This window comes from Pseudomonas sp. AIG, from assembly GCF_977020205.1.
In genome coordinates this window covers 166,038-177,448 of the sequence record NZ_CDROCK010000005.1, presented here as the reverse complement: position 1 = coordinate 177,448, position 11,411 = coordinate 166,038, and the positions used below count along the sequence as shown (strand labels likewise).

Below are 11,411 nucleotides of genomic sequence, written 5' to 3'. Positions count from 1 at the left end.
ACAGGCGCTGGATGAAATGCAGGTCGGATTCGTCGTACTGCACGCAGTAGTCGCGTTCCGGGTATTCGGCGTTGAGCTGGAAGCTGTAGGCGTCGGCGAGAATGCCGCGATCTTCCAGCACCTGGGCGATGATCTTCGGCACGGTCAGTTGCTGGAAGATCTGCTGATCATGGTTGTGCCGCAGGTAGGCCAGTTGTGGCACCAGGCTGAGGCTGTAACGGGTCAGGGTCTTGCCGGAGTCGCCTTGCTCGATGCGATAGACCAGACCGTGGATCTTGCCTTCGCCGGTCGGGCCGAAAGTCAGGACGCCGGGCTTGTGCAGCAGCTCTTCGAGTTTGAGGTCGGGGCGCGCGCTGACGAGTTCAAGGTCGAAACGGAACGGTTGGTTGATGGCTTCACGACCAACAAAGCTAAACACTTGCAGGTCGGCGTTGGCGCCTTCGACAGTGAAGGTAATGTGGCTAGCGTTTGCATCCAGCATGCTCGACTCCATCCATTGGAAAAGCTGTGCCGATGTTGCAACAACTGAAACAGCCGATCAAGCGTCCAAACGCGCCATAATCAGCGATCAGACTCAGCTCACGATTCAGCCATCGAGGACGGACGAGCCATGGATTCGCTGATCAACGCCGCCGGCCGCGCGCTGTCTGCTGGTGACCCGCTAGGCGCGTTGAACTACGTTGCTCTGCGTGATGACCCGCCAGCGCTGGCCCTGCGCGCAATTGCCATGGCTCAGCTCGGTGATCTGCCCCGCGCCAAGGCGTTGCTGCAACGGGCGATAAAGGCGTTCGGCAGCAATGAACCGCTGTCGCGGGCGCGCTGCGTGGTCGCCGAGGCCGAGGTCGCGCTGGCGGCGCGAGATCTGGGCTGGCCGGTGAAGGCGCTGGAGGCGGCGCGCCAGGTGTTGCAGGCGCACGGTGACGGGGGGAATGCGGCGCACGCGCGCTATTTGCAGATTCGTCGGTTGCTGTTGATCGGCGAACTGGATGAGGCCGAAACGTTGCTGGGTGAAATTGATCCGGCGCCGCTGCCGCCGGCGCTGCGAACCGCCCATGAGCTGATCGCTGCCGGGATTGCCGTGCGTCGAGTCCAGGCACACACCGCCAGTGCGGCGCTGGCTCGGGCGCAGGTTGCGGCGCAACAGGCCGGGATCGCCGCACTGAGCGCCGAGGTCGATCACGCCAGGCACATGCTCGCCGCGCCGGCAGCGCGGTTGATCGTTACCGGTCAGGCGAAACTGGTGAATCTGGCTCAGGTTGAAGTGTTGTTCAACTCGTCGACACTGATCGTCGACGCTTGCCGCTATAGCGTGCGCGGTGCCGGCATGACGGTGGCGCTGGCCACGCGGCCGGTGCTGTTCAATCTCGCTCGATTACTCGCGCAAGCCTGGCCGGCCGATGTGGCGCGCGAAACGCTGTTCGCCACAGCCTTTGGTTTTCCCCTCACGGATGAATCGCACCGTGCTCGCCTGCGGGTCGAAATTGGCCGATTGCGTGCGGCACTGAAGCCGCTGGTGAATATCGCCGCAACGCCGAGGGGCTTTGCGCTGGTGGCCACAGATGTGGCATTGCTGACGCTGCCGGTCGAGGACAAATACGCGGCGTTGCTGGCCTTGCTCGCCGACGGCGAGGCCTGGTCGAGTTCGGCGTTGGCACTGGCGTTGGGCAACAGCCAGCGCCAGGTGCAACGCGCATTGGAGGCTCTGGCGCAGGCGGACAAAGTGCAGGCGTTCGGTGTCGGCCGGGCGCGGCGCTGGATGACGCCGCCGCTGCCGGGTTTCGCGACGATCTTGTTACTCCCGGTGTCGCTGGGCAATGGCTAGGCTGGACCCACACATCCACGAGGAAGTTGCCATGAAACAAGCAAATGCAGAAGTCCTTCGCGAGTACGGTCCTTTTGACGACATCAAGGGCATTCACGGCGTGACATTCGATGGCCAGCAGGTCTGGTTTGCCAGCGACGGTCAACTCAACGCACTGGATCCGGCCACTGGCGAAACCGTGCGCACGATCAAGGTTGGCGCTGATGGCGGGACCGCTTTCGACGGCCAGCATCTTTACCAGATTGCCGACCGCCACATTCACAAGATTGACCCGGCCAGCGGCCGCGTTCTGCATACAATTCCGGCACCGGGCAATGGTGGTGACTCAGGCATGGCCTGGGCGGACGGCTCGTTATGGGTAGGCCAGTATCGCGAGCGCAAGATTCATCAGGTCGATCCGCAGACCGGCGAGATCCTGCGCACGCTGCAGTCGAACCGTTTTGTCACTGGGGTGACCTGGGTAGATGGTGCCTTGTGGCATGGCACTTGGGAGGGGGATGAGAGTGAACTGCGGCGGATCGATCCGCAGGACGGAAAGGTTATCGAGTCGCTGAAGATGCCCGAGGGACAAGGTGTCTCCGGGCTGGAGGCGGACGGTGCGGATCGTTTCTATTGCGGTGGCGGCGACAGTGGGCGGGTGAGGGCGGTGCGTCGGCCTCAATGATCAAGGTGTCTGCACCGGCCTCTTCGCGAGCAGGCTCGCTCCCACAGTGATTGCGGATGAACACAAATGTTGTGAGCAACCCCAAACCCTGTGGGAGCGAGCCTGCTCGCGAAAGCGCAGTGTCAGGCACCGCTGTTTCGACGACGTTCAATACCCTCAGGGCCGCCGATGTCCAGCAACCTCCTTTCCAGCAAAACATTCTCAAGTGCCTGACGCTCGACCGGCGCCATTTGGTGTTCACGTTTTTTCAGCTCCAGCAGAATCGGGCTGGACCAGGTGCGGTAGGTCTGTTCGATGTTGCGACGCGACGTCATCAGTCTCTCCTTGATCAAGAGCCCGGTGTTGCGGGCAGGGGCTCAATCCGATGAGGTATTAACGTTAGTCGACAAAGCCGGAAGTCGCGAATGCGACGGCTTTATGTGGGAGCGAGCCTGCTCGCGAAAGCGTTGGATCAGTCAATGTTGCAGTGGCTGACAGTATGCCTTCGCGAGCAGGCTCGCTCCCACATTGAAGTTGTGGTGAATTGGAAATCAGTCGTCGACGTTCATCAGTTGTTGGACGCCTTCCCACGCCTCGGCGCGCATGCGTTCGATATCCAGACCCGGAATCACGCCGTTGTCGACTACGATCCTGCCGCCCACCAGGCTGTATTTCACCGTGATCGGTTCACCCGCCACCACCGGTGCAACGGCACTGTCGTGGAAGCCATAGAACCGTGGATGGTCGAGGCTGTAGATCACCAGATCCGCCGCCTGACCGACTTCAAGTGTGCCAACGGCGCCGAGGCCAAGCACCTGCGCGCCACCCGCGGTGCCCCAGTGAATGACATCTTCCGCCGTGGTCGCCGAGGCGCCTTGTTCGGCGCGGTGGATCAGCCACGCGGTGTTGGCCTCGCCGACCATGCTTCCGGACTCATTGGAGGCCACACCATCCACGCCCAGGGAAATCGGTACGCCGGCTTCGTACATCTGCGGCACCGGCGCCACGCCGCTGCCCAGCCGGGCGTTGCTTACCGGGCAGTGGGAGATGCCAGTACCGGTCTGCGCGAGCATGCGAATTTCGCCTGGTTGCAGGTGCACGGCGTGGGCAAACCAGACGTCGGGGCCGAGCCACTCGTGTTCGGCGACGAATTCCACCGGCAGGCAGTTGTATTTTTCGCGGCAGAAATTCACGTAGTTCTGCGTTTCCGACAAGTGCGTGTGCAGGCGCAAGCCGAGGCCGCGCGCGGTGTGGGCGAGTTCGCGCAGCAGGGTGGGCGGCAGCGAAAAGGTTGGCGTGGTCGGGGCGACGACGACGCGGCGCATCGCATCCGGTTTGTCCTGGTGGTAAAGCGATTTCAGCCGCTCGATATCGCCGACCATTTGCTCGAGGCTTTCCGGTTGCAGCGCGGTTTTCGAGAAGCCCGGGTGCGCGCTCGCCGACTCCAGCGCGCCACCACGACAGAGCACGAATCGCAGGCCAAATTCATGGGCCATATCGAACAGTAAGTCACCGGTCTCGGTGCTGCCGTGAGCGTGGTAGAGATAATGGTGATCGGCGCAGGTGGTGACGCCGGACAGCAGCAATTCGACCATGCCCAGACGCGCGGCGATGCGCGCCAGTTGCGGGGTAAAACGGTTGAGGCGCGGGTAGGGCACGCTCGCCAGCCAGCCTTGCAGATCCTGATTCAGACCTGCGGGCACGGCTTTGAGCAGGTTCTGGAACAGGTGATGGTGGGTGTTGATCCAGCCGGGATAGACCACGCAGTTGCGCGCGTCGATCAGCCGTTCGCCGGGTTGTGGTTCAAGGTTCGCGGCCATTTCGGCGATGCGACCGTTGACCACGCGGATGTCCACGGCCCCGGCCCGCGCGCGAGGGCCGCGCAGGCCGGTCATCACCGCGACCGGATGCTTGATCAGGATGTTCTGAAGTTGAGTCATGGGCAGCTCCAAACTAAAGGATGTGCGAGGCGGATTTGCTGGCGGTGGTTTGCGCCACGCTGACGCCATTCAGCGCGGCGTTGAGCAGCACCGACACCAGGCAAGCGATAACCACGCTGCTGTGCAGGAACGGCTGCGACCACTCGGGGAGTTGTTTGAACAAGGTTGGCGCGAGCACCGGCACCAGCGCGGCGGCGATGGTGAAGCCGACGATCAGCACGTTGTAACGGTTGCGTTCGTAATCGACCTTGGCGAGGGTCTGAATGCCCGCCGCCGCCACCACGCCGAACATGGCGATGCCGGCACCACCGAGGGCGGCGGTCGGCATCGAAGCGATGATCGCGCCGGCCTTCGGCACCAAGGCAATCGAGCACATCAGCAAGCCGCTGACCGCGACCACCCAACGGCTGCGCACGCCGGTAAGAATCACCAGGCCGACGTTTTCCATGAAGGCGATAAACGGAAACGCGGCGAACATGCCGGCGATGGTGCTGGCCAGGCCATTGGCGCGCAGGCCGTTGATCACCTGTTTGTCTTCCACCGGTTTTTCGACGATATCGCCGATGGCCACGAACAGGCCCATCGACTCGACCATCTGCACGATCATCACCACGACCATGGTCGCGATGGGGATCAGGCTGAAGGTCGGCAAACCGAAGTAGAACGGGTAGGGCACGGTCAGCCATGGCGCTTCTTCGACGCTGTGAAAACTGCCCATGCCCAGACCGTAGGCCAGACCGGCGCCGATCAGCATGCCGATCAACACTGCCATGTTGCGCAGCAGCGGGCTGCCATAACGGTTGACCAGCAGAATCGTCAGCAACACCACCACCGCCACACCGAGGAACGCCGGGGCGCCGAAGTTGCTCGCGTTGCGCCCGCCACCGACCCATTCATAGGCAATCGGGAACAGCTGCAAACCGATCACGGTGACGATGCAGCCGGTCACCACGGGCGGAAAAAATCGCCGCAATCGACCGACGAAAGGCGCCATCAGCATGGTGAAAATCCCCGCGCCGATCACCGCCCCGCAGACCCCGGCGAACCCAACCTCCGGGTTGCTGCCGATGGCGATCACCGGGCCGACGCTGCTGAACGCCACGCCTTGCAGGATCGGCAGGCGCACGCCGAATTTCCAGAAGCCGACAGTTTGCAAAAGCGTGGCGATGCCAGAGCAGAACAGCGTGGTGCTGATCAGCACCACCGTGTCGGCGTGGGACATTTTCAGAGCACTGGCGACAATCAACGGCACGGCGATGGCGCCGATGTACGAGACGGCCATGTGTTGCAGGCCGAGGGTGAGCATCTGTCGCACCGGCAAAATCCGGTCGACGGGGTGCACGGTGGATGCGGTTTTTGATGGGGATGTGGCTGACGACATGGGGAAACACCTCTGGCTGTTTTTATGCGGTAGAGAGGGGTATTCGTCTGATGCCGATTAGCTCAAGGACGCAGTGGAACCCTGTGGGAGCGAGCTTGCTCGCGAAGGCGATATGTCAGTCAACTGAGAGGTTGAATGTGACGGCCTCTTCGCGAGCAAGCTCGCTCCCACAGGGATTTGTGCAGCCCCAAGTGGCGAACATCAGTCATTCGTGCTGCGAAGCCGCCATCCACCGGCTTCGATGCCTTGTTTCAGCCTGCCAGGCAGGCGGCGAAGCCCTGGTTCAGTGCCGCGCGGTCCAGGTCGCGGCCGATGAACACGATCTTGCTCGAGCGGGGCTCCGTGCCCCACGCGGTCGAGGCGCGAAATTCCACCAGACTGTGCACGCCTTGCAGCACGTAGCGCTGGTCTTCGTTGGCCACCGCCAGCACGCCTTTCATGCGGTACAGGTTGTCGGCCTGGGAGGAGCGCAGCTCGCTGATCCAGCGGTGGAACGCCATCAGGTTGACCGCGCCGTCCACGGCGATACCCACCGATGACACGCTTGGATCGTGTTGGTGGTCCTGCTCTTCAATAGAGTGCTCAGCGTGATGCTCATGGTCGTGGTGATCGTGCTGATCCGCGCCGATTTCCATCAGCTTCTGCGTGCATTCGAACGCGCCGATGCCAAGGATTTTCGTCAGGTCGATTTGCGCATGGGTCGAGGTCACCAGATCCGCCGTGGCGTTCAAGCCACGGATCTTGCCGCGCAGGGTTTCCACTTCTTCAGTGCTGACCAGATCGACCTTGTTGATGACGATCCGGTCGGCGCAGACAATCTGATCCACCGCTTGGTTATCGACGCCATCCAGTTGCAAGTCCTCCAGATGCTGGGCGATGTGCTTGGCGTCGACCATGGTCACGATGGCGTCGAGTTCGACTTCCTCGGCAATCGGGTCATTGATGAAAAAGCTCTGCGCCACCGGGTACGGATCGGCGAGGCCACTGGTCTCGATAAGGATGTGATCAAGCCGCACCGGGCGCGCGACCAGTTCGCGAACGATGCGCACCAGGTCCTCGCGAACTTCGGCGGTGCAGCACACGCAGCCGTTGACCATTTCGTAGATTTCTTCGGTCTCGGAACTGAGGACGAGGTCGCCGTCGATGCCGACTTCACCGAATTCGTTTTCGATCACGGCGATTTTGCGGCCGTGGTTTTCCTTGAGGATGTAATTGAGCAGGGTGGTTTTACCGGCACCGAGGAAACCGGTGAGGATGGTCACGGGGATTTTGGTGTTGCGGGTTGGGGCGTTGAATGGGGTGTTCATGGTGAGGCTCCTTTGATTGACCGGTGCACACTGAATTCGGGTGATGCTGCTTTATTGTGGGAGCGAGCTTGCTCGCGAAGGCGGTGTGTCATTCAGCAGTGATGGCGACTGTTCCACCGCTTTCGCGAGCAAGCTCGCTCCCACAGGGTTCTTGGTGTTCTTGCCATCGGCGAGCGACGCCGGCATCGAGGCCGAACAGGTCGAGCACGCGGCCGAGGCTGTGGTCGACCATTTGCGCGAGGTTCTCCGGGCGGGCGTAGAAGGCCGGCACTGGCGGGGCGATGATCCCGCCCATCTCGGTGACGGCGGTCATGTTGCGCAGGTGGGCGAGGGTCAGCGGGGTTTCGCGGGCCATCAACACCAGCGTGCGGCGCTCCTTGAGGGTGACGTCGGCGGCGCGGCCGATCAGTCCCGAGGAAGTGCCAGTGGCAATCTCCGCCAGCGTCCTCATCGAACACGGCGCAACCACCATCCCCAGACAACGAAACGAACCGCTTGCGATCCCGGCGGCGACGTCATCGGCGCGGTGGTAATGACTGGCCAGCGCAGTGACGTCAGCGAGTTTGTAGTCGGTCTCGTGGGCCATGGTCAGCAGCGCGGCGCGGCTGATGATCAGGTGGCTTTCGATATCCAGTTCAGCGAGCAATTGCAAAAGGCGTACGCCATAGATGAAGCCGGACGCACCGCTGATGCCGACCACCAGCCGTTGCCGGTTCACGATTCAAGCCCTTTGAGCAAACTCCGCGCGCGCTCCAGAACTTCCTGATCGAGCCGCGCCTTGATCCCGTCAAACCCGGAACCGCGAGTCGCATCCAGGCCCATCCGCGACGTGGTGCCGTTGACCGAGGACGAAGGATCGAGCGGGCTGCCCGGCAAGCCATCGATGGTGAAAATATCCAGATGCGGCTGGAAATGCGTGGCCAGCGCCCACAACACCTGGCTGTCATCGCTGATGTCGATATCGCTGTCCACCGCGATCACGGTTTTCAGGTACGGATCCCAGCCGAGCAGCGCCAGCATGATCTGCCGCGCCTCGCCATCGCGGCTCTGATCCAGCGCGACGTAGCAGTGAAAGTGCGTGCCGGAATTGGGGTAATGCACAGCGGTCACGGCGGGGAAACGTGCCTTGAGCTTTTCACTCATCTCGGCTTCGCGGGGCAGGCGGGCGAGGGTCAGATGCTCGGCGTAGCGCCCGCCCATGACGTCGACCAGCCAGGCGTCTTTGCGCTTTAACAGGGTGTCGACACGCAGCACATTGTTGGTCGAACGATCCGAGGAGTAACCGCTGAATTCACCGAACGGGCCTTCCTCGGCGTAGGCCGCCGGGTCGATGGCACCTTCCAGCACGAACTCGGCGAACGCCGGCACGCCGATGCCGTAGCGCGGGGTTTTCACCAGCTCCAGCGGCGCGCCGAACAGGCCGCCAGCCACGGCGCGTTCATCGGCGCCATAAGGCAAACGCGCGGCGGCGGCGAGCATGAACAGCGGATGCGCGCCCACCACCATCGCCACACGCAATTCTTCACCACGTTCGCGCGCGGTTTGCAGCATCCGCCACAGGTGACCGCGTGAGTGCAGGCTGGTGGCGAGGGCCTGGCGGGCGTGGCGCATCGAGCGGTGATAGCTCATGTTGGCGATGCCGGTCAGCGGGTCTTCGGCAACAATGATCGCGTTGGTGATGTACGGGCCGCGATCGCTGTCGAAATGCTTGAGCATTGGCAGCAGCGCCAGATCCAGCGCTTCGCCTTCGAAGACTTCATCGAGGATCGGGCCGCTTTCTACATAACGCGGTGCGATGGGTTGGTTGGCGCGGGTTTGAAAGGTTTCGTGCAGTTGCGCCGGCGTTACGCCGAACAGCCGGGCGATGCGGGTTCGCGAGGCGAACAGATTGGTCGCCACCGGCACGCGGAGGTTGCCGACGTTTTCGCAGATCAGCAGTGGATCGCGGCCTTGGGCGGCGAGGGCATCGACCAGGGCGGTGACGTCCTGATCGGCGGAAATCGCTTGGGTAACAGTCAGCACATCGTCCGGGTACTCACGGCGATAGGCGTCGATGAACACGTGAAAGTCCTGAGAATCGCCGAGCGTCGAACGGGTCATGGTGTCACCTCGTAAAAAGCAGGCACGCAGGGGTGAGAGGGCGTTCAAACGGCCAGCCGTTGGCCTGCCGGACGAACGAACGCCGGGTCATCTTCGTGCCTGTAAAGTCGCTGTGCTTTTAAATCCTGGCAACGAACCCTGTGGGAGCGAGCTTGCTCGCGAAGGCATTGGTTCCGTCACCATCGTTGTTGAATGGCACACCGCATTCGCGAGCAAGCTCGCTCCCACAGGTTATGTGTATCGCTACAGGTAGGTGGTGGTCAGGCGTATGTCGGCCTCGGCCAGGTCTTTGGGCGGTGGCGTCGGTTCGATCCCGCACAACCGGGCGATGTTGTTGCCCAGGTAGTCCTCGAGATGATCCTCATCAATCCCCAACCCCTGCGGTGCCGGTGAGCACAACACCTCCAGTTCCCTCAGCCACATCCCCGGTTCGTTCGGTGGCGAATCCGTGCCGAACACGATCTTGTTGCGCGGCAGTTCCTTGGCGAATTCGACGATCCGCGACTGGAAGCACCAGCCCGATTCGCAGTACACGTTCGGCGTGTCCATCGCCATCCAGAACGCTTCGAACGAGTAGTTGCCACCGGTCTGAATACCGAAGTGGCCGATGATGAAATTGACCATCGGGAACTCGCGGATGATCGGGTAGAACATCGTTGGAATCGTGTACGGGCCGTCGCCAGTGTGGATCAGCACAACGATGTTGTACTTGGCGCAAACCTTCATCGCCGGACGCAACCAGTCGAGTGCACGATCCGGGCGATAGCCGTGCATGTTGGCGTGCAGTTTGAGCATCTTGAAGCCGTATTCCTTGATGTGGAATTCCAGCTCCGCCGCACCGTTTTCCGGTCCCCAGCGCGGGTTGAAGTTGAAGTTGCCGATGAAGCGATCCGGGTACTTCATGCACAGTTCGGCGATGTACGACATGTAATCGCGCACGCCTTCGCGACCCCGGCGGTTGCCGTCGCGATAACCGGTGTTGCCCGGTGGCGGCTGGATGAAACCCATGTCGATGCGGCGTGGTTTGCCGTTGATCATGTACGGGCCGTCCATCAACTTGAGCATGCGCTCGCCGGTGAACGGTTCGCCGGTGTGGCGCCAGGCCTCGTCGACCAGGTTGGTGGGGTGCAGATGGGTGTCGATAATCATCGGTTCAGCTCCTGGCCAGTTGGGTGGTGACGGGGCGCTTGAGTTGCGCCTCTGCTTCGGAAACGGAACGCGGTGGCGGGGTTGGCTTGAGGCCGATCATCCGCGCGGTGTTGTTGCCCAAGTAGTCTTCGAGGGTGTCTTCGTCGAGGTTCAGGCCTTGTGGCGGCTCGTGGCAGAGCACTTCGAGCAGGCGCAGCCACATGCCCGGTTCGTTCGGCGGCGTGTCGGTGCCGAAGAGGATCTTGTGCGTCGGCAAGACCTTGGCGAACTCGACGATCCGCGATTGCAGGCACCAGCCTGACTCGCAGTAGACGTTGGGCAATTCCATCGCCCATTGCATCGGTTCGAACACGTAGACGCCGCCGGTCTGCACACCGAAGTGGGCCATGATGAAATTGACGTTGGGGAATTCCTTGATCATCGGCACCCATTCCGACGGGATGCTGTAAGGCCCGTCGCCGGTGTGCAGCTTGACCGGGATGCCCAGTTCGGCGCATTTCTCGAAGCACGGGCGCACCCAGTCGAGCGCACGGTCAGGACGGTAGGCGTGCATGTTGGCCTGCATCTGCACCATGCCGAAACCGTGTTCCTTGACGTAGCGCTCGATCGCCTCGACGCCGTTTTCCACGCCGCAGCGCGGGTTGTAGACGAAGCAGCCGATGAAACGATCCGGGTAGGTCTGGACCATTTTCAGGGTGTAGGCCATGTAGGCGTCGATGGATTCACGGCCGGTCAGGTCGCCGTCGGTCCAGGTGTAAATCGTGTTGCCTTGCGGCGGCTGGATGAAGGCTTTGTCAATGCGGCGCGGCTTGCCGTTGACCATGTACGGGCCATCCATCATCTCCAGCAGACGCTCGCCGGTGAACGGGTCACCGTCATGCCTCCAGGCGAGGTCCACGAGATCCGTGGGATAGCAGCTGATATCGATGATCATTGCAGTCGATCTCCTGATAGCGGGGAAGGGAGCCTTGCGGCTCTCGGCATCCACGTCCCGGGCAATCGGCCGTTTCTATGCGCAAGACTCGCGCATTCCCTCGCCTGTTCGCATCCGGCCCGGGTGGGTGGCTGC

Annotated in this window: 11 protein-coding genes; 2 read left to right on the top strand and 9 right to left on the bottom strand. The window is 62.1% G+C overall.

Features of this window, described 5'->3' with window-relative positions; all coding sequences use genetic code 11:
* The coding region (locus tag ACWR1S_RS05650; RefSeq protein WP_454562746.1) for a contractile injection system protein, VgrG/Pvc8 family at nt 1-481 on the bottom strand (481 nt) is incomplete at its 3' end.
* Between the two features lie 129 nt (nt 482-610).
* Between ACWR1S_RS05650 and ACWR1S_RS05645 the strand changes: the two genes are divergently transcribed.
* Nucleotides 611-1,822 (top strand): helix-turn-helix domain-containing protein, encoded by a 1,212-nt coding sequence (locus ACWR1S_RS05645; protein WP_454562745.1) that lies wholly within the window; start codon nt 611-613, stop codon nt 1,820-1,822.
* 31 nt (nt 1,823-1,853) lie between these two features.
* Nucleotides 1,854-2,486, top strand: coding sequence for a Vgb family protein (locus ACWR1S_RS05640; protein ID WP_454562744.1), 633 nt, complete (start codon nt 1,854-1,856; stop codon nt 2,484-2,486).
* Between the two features lie 122 nt (nt 2,487-2,608).
* Here the strand turns inward: ACWR1S_RS05640 and ACWR1S_RS05635 are convergent, their stop codons facing one another.
* The 8 genes from ACWR1S_RS05635 to ACWR1S_RS05600 form a co-directional block, all read right to left on the bottom strand.
* Nucleotides 2,609-2,800, bottom strand: a complete 192-nt coding sequence (locus ACWR1S_RS05635) for a hypothetical protein (RefSeq protein ID WP_077572215.1) — start codon at nt 2,798-2,800, stop codon at nt 2,609-2,611.
* A gap of 216 nt (nt 2,801-3,016) precedes the next feature.
* The gene (locus tag ACWR1S_RS05630) at nt 3,017-4,405 is read right to left on the bottom strand and encodes an amidohydrolase family protein (protein ID WP_454562743.1); all 1,389 of its coding nucleotides are present in this window, start codon (nt 4,403-4,405) and stop codon (nt 3,017-3,019) included.
* 13 nt (nt 4,406-4,418) lie between these two features.
* Complete coding sequence (locus ACWR1S_RS05625) at nt 4,419-5,786, bottom strand: nucleobase:cation symporter-2 family protein (RefSeq protein ID WP_454562742.1); 1,368 nt, start codon at nt 5,784-5,786, stop codon at nt 4,419-4,421.
* A gap of 251 nt (nt 5,787-6,037) precedes the next feature.
* Nucleotides 6,038-7,093 carry a CobW family GTP-binding protein gene (locus ACWR1S_RS05620; RefSeq protein WP_454562741.1) on the bottom strand — a complete coding sequence of 352 codons (1,056 nt, stop codon included), beginning with the start codon at nt 7,091-7,093 and terminating at the stop codon, nt 6,038-6,040.
* An 88-nt stretch (nt 7,094-7,181) separates the two neighbouring features.
* Complete coding sequence (locus ACWR1S_RS05615; protein WP_454562740.1) at nt 7,182-7,811, bottom strand: UbiX family flavin prenyltransferase; 630 nt, start codon at nt 7,809-7,811, stop codon at nt 7,182-7,184.
* Nucleotides 7,808-9,193: a UbiD family decarboxylase gene (locus ACWR1S_RS05610; RefSeq protein WP_454562739.1), complete on the bottom strand. Its 1,386-nt coding sequence runs from the start codon at nt 9,191-9,193 to the stop codon at nt 7,808-7,810. Before ACWR1S_RS05610 ends, ACWR1S_RS05615 begins: the two co-directional genes overlap by 4 nt.
* A 243-nt stretch (nt 9,194-9,436) precedes the next feature.
* Nucleotides 9,437-10,342 (bottom strand): amidohydrolase family protein, encoded by a 906-nt coding sequence (locus ACWR1S_RS05605; RefSeq protein ID WP_008081961.1) that lies wholly within the window; start codon nt 10,340-10,342, stop codon nt 9,437-9,439.
* Nucleotides 10,343-10,346: 4 nt separating this feature from the next.
* A complete protein-coding gene (locus ACWR1S_RS05600) occupies nt 10,347-11,276 on the bottom strand; it encodes an amidohydrolase family protein (RefSeq protein ID WP_397483904.1) in 930 nt (309 codons plus the stop codon).
* Between the last annotated feature and the right edge of the window lie 135 nt (nt 11,277-11,411).